Consider the following 23,991-nt stretch of genomic DNA (forward strand, 5'->3'; position numbering starts at 1 on the left):
CCCTTTCCGGGGGGCATGGGCCTTGGCCCGTCTCAGGGCTCGGCGCAGAAGTGGTGGTAGGCGTCGCGGAGGTCGGTGGCGGGGACGGCGGCGTGCTGCACGGCGGTGATCACTTCGGCGACGCGCCAGTGGTTGGACGGGACGAGCAGGCCGCTCGTCACGGCGTCCACGGCCGTCGCGGCAGCCTCGTCGTGCTGGTCTGCTGTGGTCAGCGCCGGGTCCAGGGCCGCGCGGCGCGCGAGTAGGCGTGTCGGTTCGCCGTGGGGTTGGACGGTGCGGACCAAGCCGCGTCCGGCCATCCACGCGGCACGGACACGGAGCAGCGCGGCGACCGCCCGTTCGTCGCCGGGCCGCGCCGGGCGCACCGGGTAGCCGGACGGCACGGTCGTCACGGTAGCGCCCACCGCGTCTGGCCGGTCAGGGTTCTCGACGGCGATGACCAGGTCCGCGTCCTGTGGCCTTCCTTGGCCAAGGACGTTTGGCAGCAGTGGAGCGAGGTGACGCCTGTGTGCGCATGTTCGCGCGCACTCGACGCGGAGGTTGCTGTTGTGGGCCTAATCTTTATCGGCAAGGACGACACCTCGAAGGCGGGCGGCAGCCCGGCCGTATTCGTGGACGACGAGACCAACGAGCTCGTCATCCAGGGATTTACCGAGACTGACACTGCGACGCTCGCCGTGATCGATGGGCACAGCCGGACGGCGCCGGGCGAGTCGTCCGTGCGGGTGCCCCCGCACCTCATGCCGAAGATCATGGAGGCGATCGATGTCATCCGGGCTCGTTCCGCCTGACGAGGAATTCTTCCCGGCGATGTTCAAGCAGACCCGGCGGTCGGCCGTGCATCTGGAGATGCGTGACGGCTACATGGCCGATGAGCAGTTCGACCGGTGGCTGGCCGACGGGCGTCCGGCGCAGGTCGCGCGGGCGGAAGACGACGAAGCCTGGATGTCGCTCGTCGCCGACGCGGTCGGCCGGGGCGTTGAGGTGCGGCGCGCGCGGATCGTCTCGACCGGACCAGTGAGTGCGTACGTGGCGTGGCTGCACGCGGTGACGGCGGGCCTCAACGTTGCGGCGGGAGAGCAGGTGCGCTGGCTGTCGCGCCGGAAGGCGTCGATGCTGACCCTGCCGGGGAACGACTTCTGGGTGTTCGATGAGACCGTCGTCTGGAACCACTTCACCGGTGACGGCGAGTGGCTCGGAGTCGAGGTGACCGACGATCCGGCGGCGGTGGAGCTGTGCCGGACGTCGTTCGAGGCCGTCTGGGCGCTCGCCACCGATCACGCGGAGTTCCGCGTCTGAGTGGCCGTCCATCCTTCCTCGTCGGTTCAAGCGGCGCGTGAGGCCGTCGCCGCGCGGCTTCGCGACATGCGACTCGACGTCGTTCCGCGGCTGACCGCACGCGCGCTCGCCTCGGCCTGCGGCTGGCACGAGTCCAAGGTTTCCAAGATCGAGGCCGGGAAGCAGGGCGTCTCCGACGACGACATCCGCGCCTGGTGCCGCGTGTGCGGGACGGAGGAACAGGCCGACGGCGTGATCCGGCTGAACCGTCGCGCCGACAAGTCCTACGTCGAGTGGCGCCGGGCCATGCGCGGCGGCCTGACCAATGTGCAGGACTCCTTCACGCCGTTGTGGTCGCGGACGCGGCACTTCAAGGTCTACGAACCCGGCGTCATCCCCGGCCTGTGCCAGACCACCGCCTACGGAAAATCGATCTTGGACATGGTGGCCCGTTTCTACCAGGTCGCCGCGGACGTCGAGGAGGCCGCCTCCGCTCGCGCGGAGCGGACACGCCTGCTCGCCGAGCACGGCCGCCGGTTCGCCTTCCTCGTCGAGGAAACGGCGCTCCGGTCGCGCATCGGCGCACCGGAGATGATGGCCGAGCAACTCGGGCATCTCCTGGCCATCGCCGTCCAGCCCAACATCACGTTCGGCGTCATTCCTATGAACGCCGAACGCCCGCTCTACCCCGTCGAGGGATTCTGGATCTACGACGACGCCGAGGTGCTCGTGGAAACGGTGTCCGCGCAGCTCAACATCGTGGATTTGCACGAAGTGCAGCTCTACGTGCGGACCTTCGAGGAACTGGCCGCCATCGCGGCGTTCGGGGCCGAGGCACGCGCCCTGGTCGCCGCCGCGCTCACCGCCCTGGATTCGTGAGCAAGTTCGAGCAAGTTCCCTTCCGCTGCGGCCCGGGACGTTCGTACCGTCGGCTCGAACTTTCGCGATCGACTTCGGAAGGGTGCTGTTCCGTGGACGACGACCTGCTCGTGGCGGTGGAGATCCTCGCCGCGATCCATGACCGGACCGACGTCGGCCAATCCGACCCGCCACCCGACGGCGGCGGCGACGATCCCTGGCCGGAAGGCGATTCGCTGAACCTTCCCGGTTGAACCGACGTTCGTTCAGGGCCGCGTGCCCCACCGGCGCGCGGCCGTCCTCGATCGACCGGCGGGAAGGGCGCGCATGGGCCATCAACTGATCGAGCAGGTGGAGCAGGCGCTGGGCTGGAGCGGCCCGGGATCGCTCGGGGTCGGGTTCGCGAAAGGAAAGCTCAGCGACCCGCACCTTCCCGAACGCATTCTGACGCCGCTACGCCTCTTGGACCTGGTGATGAGGCGCAGCCTGGCGGATCCGCAGGTGCGGTGTTTCCAGAACGGCGCCGAAATCCACCCGAACGCTTACGGCGAGCAGACGCTGACGCGGAGACGGCAGAGCATCCGGATGGTGGACATGCGCCGTCTGGGCCGTCTGCTCGGCGACGGAGCGACGCTGGTGCTGGACCAGACCAACGTCTTCGACCCGACGATGGAGGTGGCCTGCCGCGCCTGGCAGTGGTGGTCACGCGAACACGTCCAGGCGAACGTCTATCTGACGACGAACGATGCCGCCGGATTCGACCTGCACTGGGACGACCACGACGTGCTGATCGTGCAGCTCGCCGGCGAGAAGAGCTGGGAGGTGCGTTCGGCGTCTCGCGCGGTGCCGATGTTCCGTGACGCCGAACGCAATACCGTGCCGAGCCGGGACGTCGTCTGGGCCGGTACCTTGCACGCTGGCGACGTGATGCACATCCCGCGCGGGTATTGGCACAAAGCGACCCGCCAGGGCCTCGGCGCGGGCCTCAGCCTGCACGCGACGTTCGGATTCGTGCAGCGCACCGGAGTGAACTGGCTGGCTTGGCTCGCCGACCGGTCCCGTGAAAGCGAGTTGTTCCGCCAGGACCTGAATCGGTGGGCTGGAGCCGGGGAACAGGCCGCCGGGCATCGGCGGCTCGCCGAGGCCGCGGCGGCCTTGCTGCACGCGAAGAGCCCTGCCGAGTTCCTGGCCGCACGCGAACAGGAGAGTCCGCGGCCACGGCACATACCGCAACTGCCGATCTTCGGGACGTCCGACTCGGTCGTGTGCGTTGCCGAGTTCCCACCGCGCATCACCGAGCGCCGTGATCGTGTCGAGGTGTCGTCCCATGGCAAGAAGCTCACCTTCACCTGCAAGGCGCTCCCCGCTCTGCGCCTGCTGCTCAGCGGAGATCCCGTGCGGCTCACTACGGCGGCCGACGTCGTCGGGCCTGAGATCGGGCGCGTGGCCGAAATCCTGACGAGGGAAGAGCTGTGCATCGGGCTGACACCAGAATTGTCCTCGGGCTACACCGGTCTGGTCACCGGCGCGGTGCCCTGATCAAAGCCCTGGACCTCGGGATCGACGCGATCGATACGAGTTTCAGCTACCGCGACTTCACCTCCCACGCCACGTTGGCGCGCGAGGTCCCAGACCTTCTGGATCGGCTCACGATCTCGACCAAGGTCGGCTTCTTTCCCACGCGAGACGGCCCCCGGCACTCCCTCGACCCGCTCCGTCTCCGTACCGCGTTAGAGCGGACGGCCCGCGACCTCGGCCGGACGCCGGACCTCGTCTTTCTGCACAATCCCGAGCGCTCCTTGCGCGGCGAGCGTCCCGACCGGGCGCGGACGATGCTCGGTGAAGCGTGCGCCGCGCTGGACGATGCGGTGTCCGAAGGCATGTGCGGAGCGTGGGGCGTCGCGTCGTGGGATCCCTCGCCCTTGCCGGCGCTCCTCGACCGGACGATCCCGCGGCCCGGCGCGCTCATGGTCCGAGCCGGGCTTTTCGTCGGCATCGAGGCTCTTGACGCGTCGGCGGCGCTTGCGGCGCGCTGGCAGGTGCCGGGCGGTGCGCTCTGGGGGATGAGCCCTTTCGGTGGAGACGCTGCGAACGTGGGACGGGCGGGAGCGGACCCGCGTCTGTTCGTGCGCGACGGCGGGTGCTCTCGCGTCCAAGCGGCGTTCCGTGTGGCGTGCCGCCTGCCTGTGGTGAGCGCCCTCGCCGTCGGCGCGGACGATCCACGGCATCTCGGCGAGCTTCTGGACGGCCTTCGGCTCACCGTCGACGACCGCATGATCCGGCGGTACGTCGAACTGCTCCGGAGCCGACGTGCGGCCGTCAGCCCTGCTGAAGTTCCGTGACCAGGCGCGCCGATTCGGCGCGTGCGCCTGCCAGGCGGGGGTCGGCGGGGTGCGCGTGCGGGCCGACGATCTTCGCGCAGCAGAACAGCATCATGATCTTGCCGTCCCGGCTGTCCAGATCACGGCGACGTTCGCGCCGGACGCGGTCGGCGAGAGCCGGGACCCCCAGCGAGCTGCTCCACAGGCTCGCGGCGTCGAGACCGCGCGGTGCCCGGCCCCAGTCCTCCCAGTCGAACAGGCAGAACGGGTGAGCCGTGACGTTCGTCCAGTGCAGGTCCGCGTGCGCGCTCGTCCAGGTGCTGATCGCCGTATCGACCGACGCACCGAAGGCGGTCCGGACGACCTCGGTCACATGCGCCTGACTGATGACGACCGTGTCCGGTGTCGCGACCCGCGTCGTTCGGTGGACGGCCAACACGTCCAGTGACGCGTTCAGCGCCGTCCACCACTCGTCCGGCAGTCGCGGGTCGGCGGTGACGATCCCGGTCGGCTGGAGGGGAGGTGCGGGGAGCAGGCTCGTCTCGTCCGCTCGCCACATCGCGTCGCCCGCCGGGTCGTTCCAGGCGACGCCGCCCCACCAGTCCGGCATGGAGACCCCGTCCAAGACCGCTGCGCACTCGACGCCGTTCCAGCCTTGGCGTTCGACTCTGATCCGCTCGATCGAACGTCGCTCGATCCGCACCCATGTCGCCCGGTCCGTGGGCGCACCGAGCGTGCGACGCTTTCGCGTGACCCGATCACGATCGAGTCGGACGCCGAGCGACCGTTCCACCCGGTGCAGCACGTCGTCGACCGGCCGCGAACGCAGATCGACCCCATTACGGGCCGGGACGGCACTCAACGAGATCTCCCGGGTGGGATGGGGAAACCCCCGCCGGGGCGGGGGTTTGGGTTCTGGGGGTCAGAGGGTGAGGGATCCCTGGCGGGCCGCTGCGAGGAGGGTGGCGAAGTGAGCTGCCGGGAGGGTGATCGCGCCTGCTTCGCGGGCGGCCGTGTCGCGGATGGCCACCTTGTCGCGGTCCGATCCGGCTTCCACGCAGTTGCCGTGCTCACTGCCAGAGTGGCTGGCCTTGCGCCAGTTGCGGGGTTCGATCTGGTTCACAGGGACTCCTGGATCTTCTTCAACAGTTCGTAGCTCTCGGTCACGGACATCGCCGCTGACCTGACGAGATCATAGCTGTCGACCAGATCCGCGATCACCTCCTCATCGTCAATGAGCCGACCCGACTTGCCCATTCCATCGTGCCAGGCCACCAACGCCCCCTTTTTCCGGGGTCCGATGAGGTGGATCCCACATAGGAGCCCGATGTAGGTGACGGTCGCCTGATCCACGAGTTGCACTTGAACATTCCACTGATCCGCACGATCGAGGATCTTCTGGATCTGCTCACGCGCGATATCCGGCTTGTAGGTCAGTCGGCGGATCGCTGCCTCGTCCATGATCGCCTGGAGTTTCACAGGCGGGTCGCCGTCGAGGATGCCCTGACGCCGATCCCGTTCCTCGACGATTTCGTCCGCTTCCTGTGGAGTCAAGCCACCCTTCGCCAACGACCGGACGTAGGACGGGGACTGGAGCAGGCCGACGATCCCCGAGGGCGTGAAGGACCTGATCGTCCCTGCCTGGGCCTCGTACTTGGCGAGTTCCCTGGCGTTCGGCGGGATGCGGCTGGCGGCGGCGACCGCGCGGTGCTCGCTGAAGTAGCCGGTCTCGAAGAGCATGTCGAGGATCTTGGCGCCCTTGTCGTCCGGGACGGCATGGCCGTGCTCATAGCGGCTGACCTGGGATTCGTCGCACAGAAGTTTCTGTGAGAGTTCCTCCTGTGTCCAGCCTTTTTCCTCCCGGTATGTCCGGATCTTGGCCCCGTAGTGTTGGGCATATGACTCGTCTGGGTGGAGTTTCTTCGGGGGGCGGGCCACGTTTCTGATCCTTCCGTTTCGCCATGCGCTCGGCCTTCCTGCCGGGAGGGTACATCGGACACGCTTGTCCGTGACGGATCTCCCGAGAAAGGGCGGAGATCGAGGACGAAGGCGAGCCATCGGTGAAATCGACCCCTTCCGGGCGCGGCCCGGTGAGAATCTCAGGAACTGACCACCGCAGTGGTACGTCCGCCGAATCACCGGCACTGGAGGGCGTTCGGAATGCGCGGCTGCGCGTCGCGCTGAACCGTCTCGCCGACGTACTCACCGGGCTCGGTGGAATGCACTGGAAGATAACCGAGCCGCATGCCACGGGAATGCCGGTTCTCGTCGTCACCGGAGTCGGGGACGGGCGGGCCAATCTCAGCGAGACCGTCCGCGCCCGCGTCGCCGACGACGGGACGATCCCCTTCGTCTGGTCCTGGGGCGACGACATCGCCGGGCGCGGCGACGTCGGTGCGGCGGCCCGCGCGGTCGCCCGCGTCCTCGACCCCCGGATGTGACGGCGATGGCGACGGAACTCGCGCGCCGGGCCGAAGCCCGCCACCCGGGCTGGGTCGTGGTGTGGGGCGCCTACCGCCGCGCCTACACCGCCTGGGCCGCCTGGTCGTCCGGGCCGCTGCTCGTGGAGGCCGCCACCGTCGCCGCCCTCTCGGCCGCGATCCGCGCGGCCGAACGCGCCCCCATCCTCCCCGCGCCCGCCCACGCGTCCGGACGCCCGGACGGTCTTCCGGCGCCGGGCGCCGTGGGCGTCCCGGCGGCCGGTGAGGTGAACGTCCCGGTGGCGCTCCGTGCCGCGCCACCGGGCGAAGGTCCCGTGCCCGTGGATCACCCCGCGGCCACGGGCACGGGACCGCAGTCCGAACCCGCCACGACCGCGTCCAGGAGGGGAGCGCACAGGCCCGGCCACCGCCGCCAGCGCGCCCGGGCGCGGCCGTGGCGGCGGTCGCGCCGGTTCCGCCCCGCCTGACGGACCGGAACCGGCGCGGCCCCCGACGCGCCGCCCGAGCGGCGCGTCCTCGGCAAGCCCCTCCGGGCCGCTCGGACGGCGTCGTCCGCACGGCGGGTCCGCGCGGCCCGGAGGTTCCACCGCCCATCCGACGGCGCTTCGCCGTCCCGCACAGAAGCCATGATGATGACCAAGAAGCCCGAAGAGCCGCAGCAGCCGACCCTGTACACGCCGTCGGAGGTCGCGAACTTCTTCCGCGTCGATCCGAAGACCGTCACCCGGTGGGCCAGGACGGGCACGCTGAACCCGGTCATGCTGCCGTCCGGGCACCGCCGGTACCACGCGGACGAGATCCACCGGCTGCTCAACGCCGGAACGCCCGTCCCGGCCGACGAGCTGCCCGAGCCCGAGCCGAGCCTGCGGGCGCGATCGCTCCTGCACAGCGTCATCCGCGACTACTTCGACGGCGACCCCGCCGCCGTGGTCAGGTTCCTGCGGACGTCCTGAAACGGGACACGGCCGGACGCCGTCGGGCGTCCGGCCGTCGTGGGTTAGAGGGACTCGGCGATCGCGTAGAGGGCGTCGGCTATCTGGGCCGTCTCTTCGTCGGTGCAGATGTACGGGGGCATCGTGTAGACGAGCTTGCCGAACGGACGCAGCCAGACGCCGTGGTCCATCGCGATCTCCTGGACGGCCGGGACGTCCACGGGTTCCTTCGCCTCCACGACGCCTATCGCGCCCAGGACGCGGACGTCGGCCACCCCCGGCAGTTCTTCCGCGCCGGACAGGCCCGCCGTGAGGGTGGCCTCGATGCAGTCCACCTCGTCCTGCCAGTCGCGGGAGAGCAGGAGGTCGATCGAGGCCGAGGCCACGGCCGCTGCCAGGGGATTTCCCATGAAGGTAGGGCCGTGCATCAGGGCGCCGCCTTCGCCGGACGAGATGACGGCGGCGATCTCGCCGGTGCACAGCGTCGCCGCCATCGTCATGTAGCCGCCGGTCATCGCCTTGCCGACGCACATGATGTCCGGGACGACCTCCGCGTGATCGCAGCCCCACAACTGGCCGGTGCGGCCGAAGCCGGTGGCGATCTCGTCCAGGATCAACGGCAGGCCGTTCTCGTCGGCCAGGTCGCGCAACGCGCGCAGGTATTCGGGCGCGTAGAAGCGCATCCCGCCCGCACCCTGGACGATCGGTTCGACGATGATCCCGGCCAGTTCGTCGGCGTGGGCCGCGGCCAGGCTGGACAGGTCGTCCAGGTACGACGCCGACGGCGGTTCGTCGTAGCCGAGGGGCGGCGGCGGGGCGAAGACGTGCTTGGTCAGGACATCCGTGAAGAGGTGGTGCATCCCGTTCACCGGGTCGCACACGGCCATGTCCGCGAACGTGTCGCCGTGGTAGCCGCCCCGGACGGTCAGCAGCCGGTGCCGGCCCGCGACCCCGCGCGCCCGCCAGTACTGGAGCGCCATCTTGATCGCGACCTCGACCGCGACCGAGCCCGAGTCGGTGAAGAACACCTTCGTCAGCGGCGCGGGCGTCAGCGTCACCAGCCGCTCCGCGAGGCCTATCGCCGTGGGGTGCGTCAGGCCGCCGAACATGACGTGCGACATCTTGCCGAGCTGACGCTGCACAGCCGCGTCCAGATCGGGGTGGCGGTAGCCGTGGATCGCCGCCCACCAGGACGACATGCCGTCGATCAGCTCGGTGCCGTCCGCCAGCGTCAGCCGCACCCCGGACGCCGAGACCACCAGCTCCGGCGACACGGCGGCGGGCAGCGGGGCGTAGGGGTGCCAGACGTGCGAGCGGTCGAACTCGGTCAGCCGCGCGGCCTCGAACGGGCTCATCCGCCCCAGTCGCAGGTCGATCATGCGATCCCCTGCTCGGACGCCCACCGCCGCAGCTCCTCGGCCGCCTTCTCCTTGCCGATCATCCCCTGGTCCAGCCGCAGGTCCAGCAGGAACTTGTACGCGCGCCCGACCAGCGGCCCCGGCGAGATCCCGAGCACGGACTGGATCTCGTTGCCGTCCAGCTCCGGACGCATCGCCGCCAGCTCCTCCTCCTCGGCGAGCCGGGCGATGCGCACCTCCAGGTCGTCGTAGGTGCGGCGGAGGCGTTCGGCCTTGCGGCGGTTGCGCGTCGTGCAGTCCGCGCGGGTCAGCTTGTGCAGCCGCTCCAGCAGCGGGCCGGCGTCGCGGACGTACCGCCGGACGGCCGAGTCCGTCCACTCCCCGTTCCCGTAGCCGTGGAACCGCAGATGCAGTTCCACGAGACGCGACACCTCGGAGATGACGTCCTTGGGGTACCGCAGGGCCGTGAGCCGCTTGCGCGTCATCTTCGCCCCGACCACCTCGTGGTGGTGGAACGACACCCGGCCGCCGTCCTCGAACCGGCGCGTGCGCGGCTTGCCGATGTCGTGCAGCAGCGCCGCGAGCCGCAGGACGAGGTCGGGCCCGTCCTCCTCCTGCGCGATGGCCTGCTCCAAGACGATCAGCGAGTGCTCGTAGACGTCCTTGTGCCGGTGGTGCTCGTCGATCTCCAGCCGCAGTTTCGGCAGTTCGGGCAGCACGAACGACGCCAGCCCGGAGTCCACCAGGAGCGCCAGGCCCTCGCGGGGGTGAACGCCGCAGACCAGCTTGGACAGCTCGTCCCGGACGCGCTCGGCCGACACGATCTCGATGCGCCCGGCCATCTCCTTCATCGCCGCGACGACGTCCGGGGCGACCGAGAAGCCGAGCTGGGACGCGAACCGCGCCGCGCGCAGCATCCGGAGCGGGTCGTCGCCGAACGAGTCCTCCGGACGGCCCGGCGTGCGCAGCAGCCCGTCCTTCAGGTCGGTGAGGCCGCCGAACGGGTCCACGAACTCGTAGCCGGGCAGCCGCGCGGCCATCGCGTTGACGGCGAAGTCGCGGCGGCGCAGGTCCTCGACCAGCGACGTCCCGTAGACGACGTCCGGTTTGCGGGACTTCGGGTCGTAGGACTCGCTGCGGTAGGTCGTGATCTCCAGCTCGTGGCCGTCCTTGCGGAGCCCGACGGTCCCGAACTCGATCCCGACCGTCCACACCGCGTCGGCCCAGCCGTCGATGAGCGCGAGGATCCGCTCGGGGGGCGCGTCGGTGGTGAGGTCGACGTCCTTGGTCGTCCGCCGCAGCAACGCGTCCCGGACCGGCCCGCCGACCAGGGCCAGCTCGTGGCCCGCCGCGGCGAAGCGCTCGCCGAGCGCCTCGGCGACGGGCGCGGCGCCGCGCAGCAGGTCGGCGATCGCGGTCCGCCGGGTGACGTTCTGTTCGGGCACGGCCATTTAACGTATTTCCTCGGTCAATGAAGGGCAAAGGACTTTCGGCGGGACGGCCCGCACCAGGAGCGCCTCCGACCAACGGTAGCGGGAGCCGCCGACGCCCCGGGCCATCGGTCGGACGGGTCCCGTGGCGCGGCTAACATCGACCCGTGGTGCGGGAACTCGACGACCCAGCCCCCCGCGCGCGGACGGCTCCGGCGTGAGGGCGGCCAGACGCGCGGCGGCGCTGCTCTCGGTCGTCCCCTTCCTGACGTGCGTGCCCCTCGCGCCGGCGCGAGGGCAGGCGCAGGCCCAGCCGCGCGAGCGCGCCGAGGTGACGATCGCGCTCACCGCGATGTCGCCGCGCGCCGAACCGTCCGGCAAACGCTCGATCGTGCAGGTGCACGGACGCATCGAGAATCACACCGGCCACAGCGTCCCCGGCCTTTCGGTGCGCCTGCGCTACAACGGGAGCCCGGTCGGCAGCCGGGGCCAGCTCGACCAGCTCGCGCAGGCCGAACCCGGGACCCGGCTCGTCGGGACGGGCCAGGCCGCGCCGCTGCCGCAGGCCGTCCCGTCCGGCGGCGCGCAGGACTTCGCGCTCAAGCTCAACACCAAGACCGCCGGCATGCGCGCGTTCGGTGTGTACCCGGTCGGTGTCGAGGTGGTGAACGCCCAGCAGCAGGCCGTCGCGGGCGTCACCTCGTTCGTGACGTTCACCGGCGCGAACCCCGGCTACAAGCCCGTCAGCATCGGCTGGGTGTGGCCGCTGATCGACCGGATGCACCGCGCAGACGACGACACCTTCCTCGACGGCCGGCTCGCCGGCGAACTGGCCCCGAACGGACGGCTGCGCGGGCTCGTGGACGCCGCCGGGCAGACCAAGACGCCCGTGACCTGGGCGATCGACCCCGCGCTGCTGGACGACGTCACCGCGATGACCCGTCCGTACACGGTCGGCACGGGCGACCGGCGGCAGAAGAAGGGCGCCGACAAGGCCGCCGCCGAGTGGATCCGCGCGCTCAAGGCCGCGTCGGCGGGCGACCCGTACTTCGCCGTCCCGTACGCCGACCCCGACGCCGTCGCGCTCGTCCGGTACCGCATGACCAAGGACCTCACCGCCGCCTACGACCAGCGGACGATCGCCGCGCAGGTCCTCGGCCGCCAGCCCACCGCCAAGATCGCGTGGCCGCCCGCCGGGATGGCCGGGCCGTCCACGCTCACCCAGCTCGCGGGGCTGTCCAAGCTCGGCAAGCCCGGCGACGGGTCGTTCCTGCTCACCGACGCGATGTTCGCGCCGCCGCCGGGCGGGACGCCGCGCGCCACCACCACGATCCAGACCGGCGCCGGGACCAAGGGCGTCATCGCCTACGACGAGAAGCTGAGCCAGCTCGTCAGCGTCGACACGTCCCGGCCGGGCGCCGAGGTCCTCGCCGAGCAGCGGTTCCTCGCCGAGACCGCGATGATCACGGCGGAGGCGCCGAACACGCCGCGCACGCTCGTCGTCGCGCCGAACCGGCACTGGAACCCGTCGCCGTCCTACGCGCGGACGCTCCTGACCTACACCGGCACCGCGCCCTGGCTGCGCGCCCAGCCGCTCGACAAGATCGCCTCGGTCGCGCCGCAGCAGCGCGCGTCCACCGGCTACCCCGACGACTTCCAGCGCTACGAACTCGGCCCCGGCCACCTCGGCGCGGTGCGCGGGATCGAGCGGCGCGCGGACGCCTTCACGTCCATGATGATCCCGCCGATCAACGTCGGCTACCAGCGGTCGGTGCTGCGCGCGGAGTCGGCGGCGTGGCGCGGCCGGCAGGCCCGCGCCAAGCAGGCCCGGGACGCGCTGTCGAGCGAGCTGGACCACACCCTCATCAAGGTGCGCGTCCTGAACTCCCGGGTGTCGCTGGCCGGACGGTCCGGACACATTCTCGTCACCGTGGTCAACGAGCTGCCCGACCAGCGGATCCGCGTCGTGATGGACGTCTCGTCCCTCAACAGCGCCAAGCTCCAGATCGGCCGGATCGACGACGGCGACCGCGTGATCGAGCTCGGGCCGGGACAGAAGACGTCGCGTCCGATCCCCGTCGAGGCCAACGGCAACGGCAACTTCCAGATCCACCTGCAACTGCGGTCCCTGTCGGGCCGTAAGTTCGACAAGGGCAAGGACATCACGGTCCGCACCACCGGCTACGGTCGCGCCGCGCTCCTGATCACCGGCGGCGGGCTCGCCGTCCTGTTCGCGGGCGTCGGGGTGCGGGCCGCGCGCGCGAGGCGGCGACGGAAGGCGGAGGCAGCCGGTGACCACACAGCCGGAGGACCGGAATCGGGCCTGGGGACCGGATACACGCTTCCCCCCACCGCGGTCCCCGGTCGAGGAAACGGCGACTGACCTCCCCGCGCTGCCCGAGCCCGAACGCGGCGCCGGGGGGATCCTGCGGTCCGGCGCGATCATGGCGGTGGGGACGCTCGCGTCCCGCGTCACCGGCTTCCTGCGGACGGCCATGCTCGTCGCCGCGCTCGGCACCGGGGCGCTCGGGGACGCCTACAACACGGCGAACACCGTCCCGTTCATCGTCTACGACCTGCTGCTCGGCGGCGTGCTGACGGCCGTGGTCGTCCCGCTGATCGTCCGGGCGCGCGAACGGGACCCCGCACACGGCGCCCGCTACGAGCAGCGGCTGTTCACGCTCGCCGTCCTCGGCCTCGCGCTGATCACGGCGGTCGCGGTGGCGCTCGGGCCGGTGTTCATGTCGATCTACGGCGGCTCGATGCACGGCGACCAGCGCGAGCTGGCCGTCCTGTTCGCACGGCTGTTCGCGGTGCAGATCTTCTTCCTCGGCGTCAGCGCGTTCTCCGGGGCGATCCTCAACACGCGCAAGCGGTTCGGGGCGCCGATGTGGGCGCCGGTGCTGAACAACATCGTGATCTGCTGCACGGCGGGCGCGTTCCTGCTGGTGGCCTCGGGCGGCGTGGACCCGTCCACCATCGGGACGGGCGAGGTCGGCCTGCTGGCGGCGGGCACCATCGGCGGCATGGCGCTCCAGACGCTCGCGCTGTGGCCGTCGCTGCGCGGCAGCGGGTTCCGGTGGCGGCCCCGGCTGGACTTCCGGCGCGGCGAACTCGGCGAGATGGGCCGGATGGCCGTCTGGACGCTCGCCTACGTCGTCATCACCCAGATCGGGTTCGCGATCACGACGCGGCTCGCCAACTCGGCGGGCGTGGCCGGACGCGCGAAGCATCTCGGGGACGTCGGGTACACGCCCTACTTCAACGCCTACCAGCTCTTCCAGCTCCCCTACGCGATCATCGGCGTCTCGGTGATCACCGCGCTGCTGCCCCGGATGAGCGAGCACGCCGCCGCCGGACGGTTCGGCGACGTCCGCGACGACTTCTCCACCGGCATGCGGCTCTGCGCGGTGATCATCTTTCCGGCGGCGGGGCTGATGGGCGTGCTCGGGCCGGAGATCGCCACCGTCCTGTTCGCGCACGGCCAGACGAGCGTCGCCAACGCCGAAGTCATCGCCGAGGTGCTGCGGATGTTCGCGGTCGCGCTCGTGCCGTTCGCCGCCTACCAGCTCACGCTGCGCGTCTTCTACGCCCTCCAGGACACCCGGACGCCCGCGCTGATCGCCGTCGCGGTCGTCGCGGTGAACATCGCCTGCGCGCTGGCCGCGTCCCGGCTGCTGCCCACCGACAAGATCATCGTCGGGATCGCGGGCGGGTTCGCGCTCGCCCAGACGACCGGCGCCCTCCTCGGGTGGGCCGTCCTGCGGCGGCGGCTCGGCGGCATGGACGGACGACGTATCATCGCCACCGACCTCCGCCTGATCGTCGCGCTGTGGCCGCTGCTCGGCCTCGCCTACGCCGTCCACGCCGTCCTGCGGGCCGGACTCGGCACCGGACTGGTGCCCGGACTGCTCGCCCTCGCGGCCGGCAGCGCGGGCGGCGGGCTGCTGTACCTGCTGTTCGCGCGGCTGATGCGAGTGGGCGAAGTACAGACGATGATCGGGACCGTCACGGCCCGGCTGCCGGGACGCCGCTGACCGTCAAGTGCCGCAAAGTACACGGGACGCGCGGCGATAAGGAAGCCACCCGACGGCATAGCCACTACCATGAGGGAGACTACGGCTTGCGGGGCGACACCCTGGGGAACGCAAAGAGGAGGGTCGGAGGCGTAAGCTGCCACGCCACGAACATGGGATCTGACCACCTGCGCAGGACGTTGCCGTGAGCACGTCAGTCATCGAGCCCGGTACCCGGCTCGCCGGCCGCTACCGGCTTGAGGAGCGCATCGCGGCGGGCGGCTCCACCCTCTGGAAGGCCAAGGACGAGATCCTGGCCCGCGCCGTCGCCGTCCGCACGTTCGACGACGAGTTCCCCCGCGTCCGCGAGGTCGTCACCTCCGCCCGCGCCGCCAGCCGCCTCACCGACCCCCGCCTCACCCAGGTCTTCGACGCCGACGACACCGGCGAGAACGCCTACGTCGTCAGCGAGTGGGTCGTCGGCGAGACGCTGGAGCAGATGCTGCTCAAGGCGCCGCTGGAGCCCGGCCGCGCCGCGACCCTGCTCTATGAGGCCGCCGAGGCCGTCGCCGCCGCGCACACCGCCGGGCTCGCCCACCTGTGCCTCGGCCCCCGCGACCTGGTGTGGACGACCGGCGGCACCGTCAAGATCCTCGGCGTCGCGACCGACGCCGTCCTCGGCGACCGCTACGCCGACGACCCCGGCGCGCGGGACGCCCGCGGCCTCGGCGAGATGCTCTACGCCGCGCTCACCGCGCACTGGCCCGGCGACCCCGAGCGGTCCGTGCTGCCCGCCGCGCCGCGCTCGGGCGACACCGTCCAGGCGCCCCGGCTCGTCCAGGCGGGCATCCCGCACCCCGTCGACGCGATCGTCTGCCGCTGCCTCGGCGTCGAGACCCCCGGGCAGGCGCCGCTGACCTCCCCCGCCGAGGTCGCCGCCGCGCTGCGCGGCGTCCCGCGCACCCCGCTGCCGCTGTTCGCCGGGCTCGGCAACACGCCGCCGCCGCGGCCGTCCGCGCACCGGCCGGAACCGGCCGCGCGCCGCACCCGGAACGAGACACCGCCGCGTCGTCCCGCCCCGCCGCCGTCGGCGCCGGCCACCGCGCCCGTGCCGCGTCCGCCCGCGCGGCGGCCCGGCAACCGCGCACTGCTCGGCGTCGCCGCCGCCGCGCTCACCGTCATCGTCGGGCTCGGCGCGTGGGCGCTGTCGGACGGCGGCGGCGACGGGGGCGGCACGGGCGCGAGCGGACGGCCGACCACCAAGACGTCCGGCAAGGCCACGCCCACCGCGTCCACGCTGCGGCCCACCGGCGCCACGCCGTTCCAGGACCCGGCGGGCGAGCACCCCGACGACCAGATCGGCCGCGACCCCGGCGCCGTCATCGACGGACGCCCCGGGACGACCTGGGAGACCCAGACCTACCGCGACACCGCGTTCGGCAACCTCGTCAACGGGCTCGGCGTCGTCCTGGACATGGGCGGGCCGGTCAAGGTGACCAGCGTGAAGATCGCCGGGCTGGAGGGCGGCGGGACGCTCGCCGTCCGCGTCGGCGACGGCTCGGCGCTCGGCGACCTGCGCTCCGCCGGGAAGGCCACCGCGCAGGCCGGGACGACCACGATCCAGACCGGCGGGAAGCGCGGCACCCGCGTCCTCGTCTGGTTCACCGAGCTTCCGCCGAGCTGCAAGGGCCGCATCGGCGAGATCACCGTGTACGGAACCAAGTAAAAGGACGCTTTTCGCGGACTGTGCCCCGAACCAGGTCAGTCGGTATCGTTCGCCTGAGCAGAATGTCCCCTTACTTTCAGGATCCGCCGGTGTCGAACCCAGCAGGAGGACCGATCCGGTCCGTCCGTCGTCCGGATGCGCGTCGGGGACGGGTCGTCCGATGGGTGCGATGAGCGTCACGGCCCTCGCCGAGGTGCCCGACAAGGAACTGCTGGCCCGGCACGCCGAGGGCGAGCCGCACGCGTTCGCCGAACTCGTCCGGCGGCACCGCGACCGGATGTGGGCGGTCGCCGTCCGCACGCTCGGCGACCCCGAGGAGGCCGCCGACGCGCTCCAAGACGCGTGCCTGTCGGCGTTCCGCGCCGCCGGACGGTTCCGCGGCGACGCCGCCGTCACCACGTGGCTGCACCGCATCGTCGTCAACGCCTGCCTGGACCGCATCCGCCGCCGTTCGGTGCGTCCCGCCACGCCGATGGGCGACGACGCCACGTTCGACGCCGTCGCGCCCAAGCTGCCCGACCCGACGGACGCGCACGGCGTGTCCCTCGACGTCCAGGAGGCCCTGGCGAGCCTGCCGTTCGAGCAGCGCGCCGCCCTCGTGCTCGTGGACATGATGGGCTACTCGGTGGACGACGCCGCCGCCGTCCTGGAGGTCCCGCCCGGGACGATCAAGAGCCGCTGCGCCCGTGGCCGCGCCCGCCTGGCGCCCCTTCTCCACCACCACAGGAACCGACGGGACCCCAGAAACGTCGGAGGTGTGGAAGGAGGTGGCGTGCCCACATGAACCCCGCGCATCTCGACTACGACACTTTGGCCGACCTGGCCGAAGGACTTCTGGACGACGACCGGGCCGCCTCCGTCGACGAGCACCTCGCCGCCTGCGCCGAGTGCCGGGACCGCTCCGCCGAACTTGCGGACGTCTCCCGGATCCTCGCCGCGGCGCCCGTCCCGGCGCTGCCGCCCGACCTCACGGCACGGATCGACTCGGCCCTGGCCGCCGAGTCCCGCGCCGCCGGTGAGCCACCGGGCGTCACCGACCTGAACCGGCGGCGCGCGCGACGGAACCCGTGGCGGGCCCTGTCGGCCGCCGCGGCGGCGATCGTGGTGCTCGGCGGGGGCGGACTCGTCGGCCGGGCCGTGCTGGACGGAGCCGACGACGGCAAGCACCTGAGCGCGTCCGTGCCGCCGCAGCCGATGACCGATCCGCGCCACCCGAAGGTGCAGTCTTTCGGTGCCGGGTGGCGGGTCGTGCACAGCGGCACCGCGTACCGGGCGGCGACGCTCGGCCGTCAGGTCACCGGGCAGCTCTCCCGGACGGCCGCCTCCGCCGCCATCCCCGACGCGCGCACGAGCGACTGCGTGGCGGGCGTCGCGCAGGGCCGCGCGCCCGCGCTGGTGGACGTCGCCACCTACGACGGACGGCCCGCCACGATCATCGCGGTCCGGGGCGCCGACGGACGTCCCGACGTCTGGGTCGTCGGGCCGGGCTGCTCCTCGCGCAACCCGGACGTCCTCGCGCACAGCGGCTGACACGCGGGGCTCCTGCACCGGGAGCCCCGCGTCTCACAGCCCGTCGACGAAGTCCAGCGCGATCGGCCACACCCGCCCGGCGGACTCGGCGTCATAGTCGGGCAGGTCGGGATCGGTGAACAGGTGCCCGGCGCCCGGGTAGCGGAACACCTCCACGTCGGCGCCCGCCTTGCGCATCCGCAGGTACCACGCGTTCTGCCAGTCCACCGGCTCGTAGGTGTCGGGGTCGGCGACGTGGAGCTGCACCGGGATCTCGGTGCGCGCGTCGTCGGCCAGATCGGACGTGCCGTGCAGCAGCAGGAGGCCGCGCGCCTTCTCGTCCGCGAGCGCCAGCGTCTGCGCGACGGCCGCGCCGAGCGACAACCCCGCGTAGACCAGGCCGTCGCCCGCGTGCGGCGCGGCGGCGGCCACCGCGCGGCGCAGCAGCTCGTCCCGGCCGATCTCGTCGCGGAGCGCCTCGCCCTCTTCGGGGGTGTCGGCGATGCGTCCTTCGTACAGATCGGGTACATGAACGACGTGGCCCGCCGCGCGGAACCGGTCGGCCGCGGCCGTGACGGCGGGACGCAGCCCGTACATCGAGTGGAACAGCAGGATCGACGCCATCCGGTCAGCATACGAGCGGGTGGTGACGGTCACCGGCCGCCGGGGAATCACCCGGCCCTAGGATCGGTTGACGCGACTGCACGGCGCGGCGAATGAGGAGAGGCTGGCACAGTGAGCGACGACGTCAGGAACGTCATCATCATCGGCTCGGGTCCCGCCGGGTACACCGCGGCGATCTACGCGGCGCGCGGCGACCTGAAGCCCCTGCTGTTCGAGGGGTCCGTCACCGCGGGCGGTGCGCTGATGAACACCACCGACGTCGAGAACTACCCCGGCTTCCCCGACGGCGTCATGGGCCCCGACCTCATGGACGGCCTCCGCAAGCAGGCCGAGCGGTTCGGCGCCGAGCTGATCACCGACGACGTCACCGAGGTCGACCTGACCGCCGAGCCCAAGATCGTCAAGGTCGGCGACGACGTGTACCGCGCGCACGCCGTCATCGTCGCGACCGGCTCGGGCTACCGCGAGCTGGGCCTGGAGAACGAGAAGCGGCTGTCGGGACGCGGCGTGTCCTGGTGCGCGACGTGCGACGGGTTCTTCTTCCGCGAGCAGGACATCGCCGTCGTCGGCGGCGGCGACACCGCGATGGAGGAGGCGACGTTCCTGACGAAGTTCGCCCGCACCGTCACCGTGATCCACCGCCGCGACTCGCTGCGCGCCAGCAAGATCATGCAGGACCGCGCGCGGGCCAACGACAAGATCCGCTTCGTGTGGAACACCGAGGTCGCGGACGTCCTCGGCGACGACCGCGTCAGCGGGCTCGTCCTGCGGAACCGTGACACCGGCGAAGAGTCTCAGCTCGACGTGACGGGCCTGTTCATCGCGATCGGGCACCTGCCGCGCAGCGAGCTGTTCACCGGGCAGCTCGACACCGACGCCGAGGGCTACCTGACCGTCGAGTCGCCCACCACCCGCACCAAGATCCCCGGCGTGTTCGCCTGCGGCGACGTCGTCGACCACGTCTACCGGCAGGCGATCACCGCCGCCGGGAGCGGCTGCGCCGCCGCGATCGACGCCGAGCGCTGGCTCGCCGACCGGGGCGCCGCCGACCTCGTACCGCAGCAGGACCCCGCGGAACTGTCCGTCAAGGGCTGAGACGACCCGGGGCGGGACGCCGCCCCGGAAGCGTGAACTAAGGAGAGACGCCATGAAGGCCGTGACCGACGCCGACTTCGAGACCGCGGTCCTGAAGAGCGACAAGCCCGTGCTGGTCGACTTCTGGGCGGAGTGGTGCGGCCCCTGCCGGATGATCGCCCCCGTCCTGGAGGAGATCTCCAAGGAGCACGGCGACAAGCTGGAGATCGTCAAGCTGAACACCGACGAGAACGCCGGCACCGCCGGCAAGTACGGGATCATGCAGATCCCGAACCTGCTCGTCTTCAAGGACGGCGAGGTCGTCAAGCAGATCCTCGGCGCCAAGCCCAAGGCCGCCCTCCTGCGCGACCTCCAGGAGTTCATCGGCTGACCGCGTCCGTCCCCGAAGGCCTCCCGACCGTCCGGCCGGGGGGCCTTCGCGCGTCTGAGGCGGGCTCAGGCGGGACGGAGGATGCCTTCCGGGGTCATGGAGCCGAGGAGGCGTTCCAGGGCCACCTCGACGTCCTCACGCCACGACAGGGCCGACTTCAGCTCCAGCCGCAGGCGCGGGAAGCGGTGGTGCGGCCGGACGGTCTTGAATCCGACCGACAGCAGGTAGTCCGCCGCGACCATGCAGCCGCCGTCCGCGCCCTTCAGGTCGCCGAACGCCTCGATCGCCTTCACGCCGCGCCGCGTCAGGTCCTTCGCGACGCCCTGCACGAGCATCCGGCCGAGCCCGCCGCCGGTGTACTCGGGCAGGATGTGGGCGGTCATCAGGAGGACGGCGTCGGCGCTCACCGGGCTCGTCGGGAACGCCACCGAGCGCGGCACGTACAGCGGGGGCGCGAACAGCACGAACCCGGCCGGGACGTCGTCCACGTAGAGCAGCTTGCCGCAGGAGCCCCATTCCAGGAGCGTGGAGGAGACCCAGGCCTCCTTCTCCAGCGCGGCGCCCCCGCTCGTGACCGCCCGGTCATGCGCGACGGCGTCCAGCTCCCAGAACACGCACCGGCGACAGCGGTGCGGCAGGTCGTCGAGGTTGTCGAGCGTGATGTTCACGAGCCGACGCGACACCGGACGGGCCACCCCCTGAGTTCGCCCGCCGGTCGCGGGGGCGAGCGGCGGAGCGGAATCGGACCGCGCCGGGCCGGTGCGGCGGACGGCCACTTCCCCGAAAGTCCCGCCAACCGGCCGGGGTCCTCGGGCATCGTATCGGAAGACGGTCGGAACACCGCCCCCGCCGTCCAGCCGGACGGCCGCGATGCCGTAGGTTGAAAGAGATTCCGATCACCCCTCGGAGGTGCCTCGTGGAACAGCACGCGCGAACAGATGCCTACTCCGATCGCTACGCGGCCCGTGCAGCAGGCATGGTGCCGTCGGAGATCCGCGCACTGTTCGCGATGGTCGCCCGTCCCGAGGTCGTCTCGCTGGCCGGCGGGGCGCCGTACGTGTCCGCGCTGCCGCTGGACGTCGTCGGCGACATGATCGGCGACCTCGTGGCGAACCGGGGCGCCGAGGCGCTCCAGTACGGGTCCGCGCAGGGCGACGTCGTGCTCCGCGAGCGGATCTGCGACGTCATGGCCCTGGAGGGCATCACCGCGTCCGCCGACGACGTCGTCGTCACGGTCGGCGCGCAGCAGGCCCTCGACCTCGTCACCAAGATCTTCGTGGACCCGGGCGACGTGGTCCTCGCCGAGGCGCCGTCCTACGTGGGGGCGCTCGGCACGTTCGCCTCCTACCAGGCCGACGTCGTCCACGTCCCGCTGGACGAGGGCGGCCTCATCCCCGCCGCGCTCCGCGAGACGCTCGACCGGCTCACCCGCGAGGGCCGCCGCGTCAAGTTCCTCTACACGGTGCCGAACTTCCAGAACCCGTCCGGCGTCACGCTCACCACCGCCCGGCGCGCCCAGATCCTGGAGATCTGCGCCGCGTACGACGTTCTGGTCATCGAGGACAATCCGTATGGCCTGCTCGGCTTCGACGGCGAGCCCACCCGGGCCATGCGCGCCGACGACTCCGAGCGCGTCATCTACCTCGGCTCGTTCTCCAAGACGATCGCGTCCGGGCTGCGGGTCGGATGGGCGCTCGCGCCGCACGCCGTCCGGGCCAAGCTCGTCCTCGCCGCCGAGTCCGCCGTGCTGTGCCATCCGGCGCTGTCGCAGGTGGCCGTCCGCGAGTACCTGACGACGCAGCCGTGGCGCGAGCAGATCAAGTCGTTCCGCGAGCTGTACCGGTCGCGGCGCGACGCGATGCTCGACGCGCTCGACGCGCTCATGCCGGACGGTTGCACGTGGACGCGTCCCGGCGGCGGCTTCTTCGTCTGGCTCACGCTGCCCGAGGGCCTGGACGCCAAGGCGATGGCCCCCCGCGCCATCGCCGAGCGCGTCGCCTACGTCCCCGGCACCGGGTTCTACGCCGACGGCGGCGGACGGCGCAACATGCGCCTGTCCTACTGCTTCCCCGAGCCGGACCGGATCCGCGAGGGCGTACGGCGGCTCGCGGGCGTGATCGAATCGGAGATCCGGATGCGGGACACTTTCGGTGGAGTCCGGCCGGGCGCCGCGTCCGGCGGGGTGCACACCCCCGGGCCTGGCGTCGTCTGACCGGCGATCGTCGTCAGGGTCGGCTCCTCCGCCGGGGGAGCCGACCCTTTCTCGTGTGAGGGAGCAGTTGTGGAACTCGGGCACGTCGTCGTCCTCGCCGGAGGCCTGTCGTACGAGCGGGAGGTCTCGCTGCGCTCGGGGCGGCGCGTGGCGGACGCGCTGCGCGCCCTGGACGTCCCCGTCGAGCTGCGCGACGCCGACGCGACACTGCTGGACGCCCTCGCGCGGGACCGTCCGGACGCGGTGTTCCCCGTCCTGCACGGCACGGCCGGGGAGGACGGGTCGGTGCGCGGCGTCCTCGAACTGCTGGAGCTGCCGTACATCGGGGCGCGGCCGGACGCATGCCGCGTCGCGTGGGACAAGCCCGCCGCCAAGGCCGTCGTGCGGCGCGCGGGCGTGTCGACGCCGCGTTCCGTCGCGCTGCCGAAGGAGATCTTCTACGACCTCGGCGCGGCGGCCGTGCTGGACCGGATCGTGTCGCGGCTCGGGCTGCCGTTGTTCGTGAAACCGACGCGCGGCGGGTCGGCGCTGGGCGCGTCGGTGGTGCGGGAGGCGGCGGACCTGTCGGCGGCGATGGTCGGGTGCTTCGCCTACGGGGACGCGGCGCTCGTCGAGCAGTACGTCTCCGGGACGGAGGTGGCGGTGAGCGTGATCGAACGGCCGTCCGGGCCGGTCGCGCTGCCCGCCGTCGAGATCGTCGCGCCGCACGGGCTGTACGACTACACCGCCCGGTACGACGCGGGGGACACGGCGTTCGTGACGCCGGCCCGGCTGTCCACGGCCGCCGCCGACGCCGCCACGGCCGCCGCCGTCACCGCGCACCGGGCGCTCGGGCTGCGCGACCTGTCCCGGACGGACCTCATCGTGGACGCGTCCGGCGAGGTCCGCTTCCTCGAAGTCAACGTGGCGCCGGGGATGACCGAGACGAGCCTGCTGCCGCGCGCCGTCGCGGCGGCGGGCCTCGACCTCGGGACGGTCTGCCGGGACCTCCTGGTGCGCCGCCTGGACGAGACCCGCTGACGGTTTCACGGGAAACTACGGCAGGCGGAGCGCGCCCTTCGCGAGCCGGCGTTCGATGGCGTCGGCGGTCTCCTCGATCGTGAGGACGGCCGAGTCCAGCGCGTGGGCGCGCAGCGCGCCGAGGTCGCGAAACTGCTCGTGCAGCGACCGGATCGGCTCGGGCGCCCGCAGCATCTCGGGGCCGCGCCCGGCGGCGCGGCGCAGCACGGTGTCGACGTCCGGGTACAGCACGACGTAATGAAGCTCGACACCGCGCTCCGCGCTCGCCGCCCGGAACGCGTCGAGGAACCACGGCCCGACGATGCCGTCATAGAACACCTCGTACCCGGCGGCGGCGTAGCCACAGGCGGCCCGCGCGGCGATACCGATGACGACGGCGTTCTGCGCCGCCGACTCCGGCAGGTACGGCGCGATGCGCCCGCGCCGGATGAACCCCCAGAAGTCGTCCCCATGGACATGGACGCTGGGCGCGACACGTTCGGCGAGCACCCGCGCCACCGTGCTCTTGCCCGCACCCGGCGGCCCGCTGACGATGACGACCCGTCCGTCCGACATCCGCACCTCCCCGCCCACCCCTTCCCCGCACCAGGCACGAACTTTCCCCATCACGAGCAAACCCCGTCCTGCGGTTTCCCGTGAAACCACGTTTCCCGTGAAACAGACTCGGCCGATACGGGCGCGCCCTCGGCGTCGTGTGTATCGCTGTTGGTTTCCCGTGAAACGGGTCGCCTCGAACGCGGCCGAGCATGTCCAGTTCGCGGCCGAGACCGCCCGATTCGGGCGCGCCGGCCGCTCCGCTGC

The 23,991-nt window shown here is 71.8% G+C and carries 26 protein-coding genes and 1 pseudogene; 18 read left to right on the forward strand and 9 right to left on the reverse strand.

What is annotated here, in order from left to right; translation table 11 throughout:
• Positions 1-32: 32 nt before the first annotated feature.
• The gene (locus BTM25_RS03125) at positions 33-383 is read right to left on the reverse strand and encodes a hypothetical protein (RefSeq protein ID WP_146058937.1); all 351 of its coding nucleotides are present in this window, start codon (positions 381-383) and stop codon (positions 33-35) included.
• Positions 384-464: 81 nt separating this feature from the next.
• Between BTM25_RS03125 and BTM25_RS03130 the strand changes: the two genes are divergently transcribed.
• From BTM25_RS03130 to BTM25_RS03150, 6 genes are all read left to right on the forward strand, one after another.
• Positions 465-791, forward strand: coding sequence for a hypothetical protein (locus BTM25_RS03130; protein ID WP_146058938.1), 327 nt, complete (start codon positions 465-467; stop codon positions 789-791).
• A 19-nt stretch (positions 792-810) separates the two neighbouring features.
• Complete coding sequence (locus BTM25_RS03135; RefSeq protein ID WP_103561238.1) at positions 811-1,299, forward strand: DUF6879 family protein; 489 nt, start codon at positions 811-813, stop codon at positions 1,297-1,299.
• Positions 1,300-2,157 carry a helix-turn-helix domain-containing protein gene (locus tag BTM25_RS03140; RefSeq protein WP_268877633.1) on the forward strand — a complete coding sequence of 286 codons (858 nt, stop codon included), beginning with the start codon at positions 1,300-1,302 and terminating at the stop codon, positions 2,155-2,157.
• Positions 2,158-2,249: 92 nt separating this feature from the next.
• A complete protein-coding gene (locus tag BTM25_RS29430; protein ID WP_168211987.1) occupies positions 2,250-2,390 on the forward strand; it encodes a hypothetical protein in 141 nt (46 codons plus the stop codon).
• A gap of 73 nt (positions 2,391-2,463) precedes the next feature.
• Positions 2,464-3,675, forward strand: a complete 1,212-nt coding sequence (locus BTM25_RS03145) for a JmjC domain-containing protein (RefSeq protein ID WP_103561240.1) — start codon at positions 2,464-2,466, stop codon at positions 3,673-3,675.
• The gene (locus BTM25_RS03150; protein WP_235828147.1) at positions 3,609-4,478 is read left to right on the forward strand and encodes an aldo/keto reductase; all 870 of its coding nucleotides are present in this window, start codon (positions 3,609-3,611) and stop codon (positions 4,476-4,478) included. Before BTM25_RS03145 ends, BTM25_RS03150 begins: the two co-directional genes overlap by 67 nt.
• Here BTM25_RS03150 and BTM25_RS03155 read toward each other — a convergent pair.
• The 3 genes from BTM25_RS03155 to BTM25_RS03165 form a co-directional block, all read right to left on the reverse strand.
• Positions 4,456-5,067 carry a hypothetical protein gene (locus BTM25_RS03155; protein ID WP_235828149.1) on the reverse strand — a complete coding sequence of 204 codons (612 nt, stop codon included), beginning with the start codon at positions 5,065-5,067 and terminating at the stop codon, positions 4,456-4,458. The two genes, BTM25_RS03150 and BTM25_RS03155, sit on opposite strands and share 23 nt — an antisense overlap.
• Before the next feature lie 312 nt (positions 5,068-5,379).
• Positions 5,380-5,580: a DUF397 domain-containing protein gene (locus tag BTM25_RS03160; RefSeq protein WP_103561241.1), complete on the reverse strand. Its 201-nt coding sequence runs from the start codon at positions 5,578-5,580 to the stop codon at positions 5,380-5,382.
• Positions 5,577-6,395 carry a helix-turn-helix domain-containing protein gene (locus tag BTM25_RS03165; protein ID WP_168211988.1) on the reverse strand — a complete coding sequence of 273 codons (819 nt, stop codon included), beginning with the start codon at positions 6,393-6,395 and terminating at the stop codon, positions 5,577-5,579. Before BTM25_RS03165 ends, BTM25_RS03160 begins: the two co-directional genes overlap by 4 nt.
• A 317-nt stretch (positions 6,396-6,712) precedes the next feature.
• Here BTM25_RS03165 and BTM25_RS03170 point away from each other — a divergent pair, with 317 nt between their 5' ends.
• The 3 genes and pseudogenes from BTM25_RS03170 to BTM25_RS30165 form a co-directional block, all read left to right on the forward strand.
• Positions 6,713-6,898: a hypothetical protein gene (locus BTM25_RS03170; RefSeq protein ID WP_103561243.1), complete on the forward strand. Its 186-nt coding sequence runs from the start codon at positions 6,713-6,715 to the stop codon at positions 6,896-6,898.
• Positions 6,899-6,903: 5 nt separating this feature from the next.
• Complete coding sequence (locus BTM25_RS03175; protein WP_103561244.1) at positions 6,904-7,365, forward strand: hypothetical protein; 462 nt, start codon at positions 6,904-6,906, stop codon at positions 7,363-7,365.
• A 162-nt stretch (positions 7,366-7,527) separates the two neighbouring features.
• A pseudogene (locus BTM25_RS30165) lies at positions 7,528-7,725 on the forward strand (helix-turn-helix domain-containing protein); the annotation flags it as partial.
• A 170-nt stretch (positions 7,726-7,895) separates the two neighbouring features.
• Here the strand turns inward: BTM25_RS30165 and BTM25_RS03185 are convergent.
• Both BTM25_RS03185 and BTM25_RS03190 read right to left on the reverse strand, forming a co-directional pair.
• Positions 7,896-9,209, reverse strand: a complete 1,314-nt coding sequence (locus tag BTM25_RS03185; protein WP_103561245.1) for an adenosylmethionine--8-amino-7-oxononanoate transaminase — start codon at positions 9,207-9,209, stop codon at positions 7,896-7,898.
• Positions 9,206-10,639: a CCA tRNA nucleotidyltransferase gene (locus tag BTM25_RS03190; RefSeq protein ID WP_103561246.1), complete on the reverse strand. Its 1,434-nt coding sequence runs from the start codon at positions 10,637-10,639 to the stop codon at positions 9,206-9,208. The genes BTM25_RS03185 and BTM25_RS03190 overlap by 4 nt, the downstream gene beginning before the upstream one ends.
• A 196-nt stretch (positions 10,640-10,835) precedes the next feature.
• Between BTM25_RS03190 and BTM25_RS03195 the strand changes: the two genes are divergently transcribed.
• The 5 genes from BTM25_RS03195 to BTM25_RS03215 all read left to right on the forward strand — a co-directional run bounded on the left by BTM25_RS03195 (position 10,836) and on the right by BTM25_RS03215 (position 17,890).
• Positions 10,836-13,001 (forward strand): DUF6049 family protein, encoded by a 2,166-nt coding sequence (locus BTM25_RS03195; protein ID WP_205647949.1) that lies wholly within the window; start codon positions 10,836-10,838, stop codon positions 12,999-13,001.
• Positions 12,910-14,655 (forward strand): murein biosynthesis integral membrane protein MurJ, encoded by a 1,746-nt coding sequence (gene murJ, locus BTM25_RS03200; RefSeq protein WP_407923363.1) that lies wholly within the window; start codon positions 12,910-12,912, stop codon positions 14,653-14,655. Before BTM25_RS03195 ends, murJ begins: the two co-directional genes overlap by 92 nt.
• Before the next feature lie 184 nt (positions 14,656-14,839).
• The gene (locus tag BTM25_RS03205; RefSeq protein ID WP_103561247.1) at positions 14,840-16,360 is read left to right on the forward strand and encodes a protein kinase family protein; all 1,521 of its coding nucleotides are present in this window, start codon (positions 14,840-14,842) and stop codon (positions 16,358-16,360) included.
• Positions 16,361-16,520: 160 nt separating this feature from the next.
• On the forward strand, positions 16,521-17,144 hold the full coding sequence (gene sigM / locus BTM25_RS03210; RefSeq protein WP_103561248.1) for an RNA polymerase sigma factor SigM: 624 nt from the start codon (positions 16,521-16,523) through the stop codon (positions 17,142-17,144).
• Complete coding sequence (locus BTM25_RS03215) at positions 17,141-17,890, forward strand: anti-sigma factor family protein (RefSeq protein ID WP_103561249.1); 750 nt, start codon at positions 17,141-17,143, stop codon at positions 17,888-17,890. The genes sigM and BTM25_RS03215 overlap by 4 nt, the downstream gene beginning before the upstream one ends.
• Positions 17,891-17,923: 33 nt before the next feature.
• On the opposite strand, the gene BTM25_RS03220 is transcribed toward BTM25_RS03215, so the two are convergent.
• Complete coding sequence (locus BTM25_RS03220; protein ID WP_103561250.1) at positions 17,924-18,493, reverse strand: dienelactone hydrolase family protein; 570 nt, start codon at positions 18,491-18,493, stop codon at positions 17,924-17,926.
• A 111-nt stretch (positions 18,494-18,604) separates the two neighbouring features.
• Between BTM25_RS03220 and trxB the strand changes: the two genes are divergently transcribed.
• The gene (gene trxB / locus BTM25_RS03225; RefSeq protein ID WP_103561251.1) at positions 18,605-19,588 is read left to right on the forward strand and encodes a thioredoxin-disulfide reductase; all 984 of its coding nucleotides are present in this window, start codon (positions 18,605-18,607) and stop codon (positions 19,586-19,588) included.
• Between the two features lie 52 nt (positions 19,589-19,640).
• Positions 19,641-19,958, forward strand: coding sequence for a thioredoxin (trxA, locus tag BTM25_RS03230; protein ID WP_103561252.1), 318 nt, complete (start codon positions 19,641-19,643; stop codon positions 19,956-19,958).
• Positions 19,959-20,023: 65 nt separating this feature from the next.
• Here trxA and BTM25_RS03235 read toward each other — a convergent pair whose 3' ends face one another.
• Complete coding sequence (locus BTM25_RS03235) at positions 20,024-20,626, reverse strand: GNAT family N-acetyltransferase (protein ID WP_235828165.1); 603 nt, start codon at positions 20,624-20,626, stop codon at positions 20,024-20,026.
• A gap of 308 nt (positions 20,627-20,934) precedes the next feature.
• Between BTM25_RS03235 and BTM25_RS03240 the strand changes: the two genes are divergently transcribed.
• Positions 20,935-22,170, forward strand: coding sequence for an aminotransferase-like domain-containing protein (locus BTM25_RS03240; protein WP_407923375.1), 1,236 nt, complete (start codon positions 20,935-20,937; stop codon positions 22,168-22,170).
• Positions 22,171-22,239: 69 nt separating this feature from the next.
• A complete protein-coding gene (locus tag BTM25_RS03245) occupies positions 22,240-23,190 on the forward strand; it encodes a D-alanine--D-alanine ligase family protein (protein ID WP_103561254.1) in 951 nt (316 codons plus the stop codon).
• 15 nt (positions 23,191-23,205) lie between these two features.
• Here the strand turns inward: BTM25_RS03245 and BTM25_RS03250 are convergent, their stop codons facing one another.
• The gene (locus BTM25_RS03250) at positions 23,206-23,745 is read right to left on the reverse strand and encodes an AAA family ATPase (RefSeq protein WP_103562720.1); all 540 of its coding nucleotides are present in this window, start codon (positions 23,743-23,745) and stop codon (positions 23,206-23,208) included.
• Positions 23,746-23,991 lie beyond the last annotated feature (246 nt).

This window comes from Actinomadura rubteroloni (assembly GCF_002911665.1).
Lineage (GTDB): Bacteria > Actinomycetota > Actinomycetes > Streptosporangiales > Streptosporangiaceae > Spirillospora > Spirillospora rubteroloni.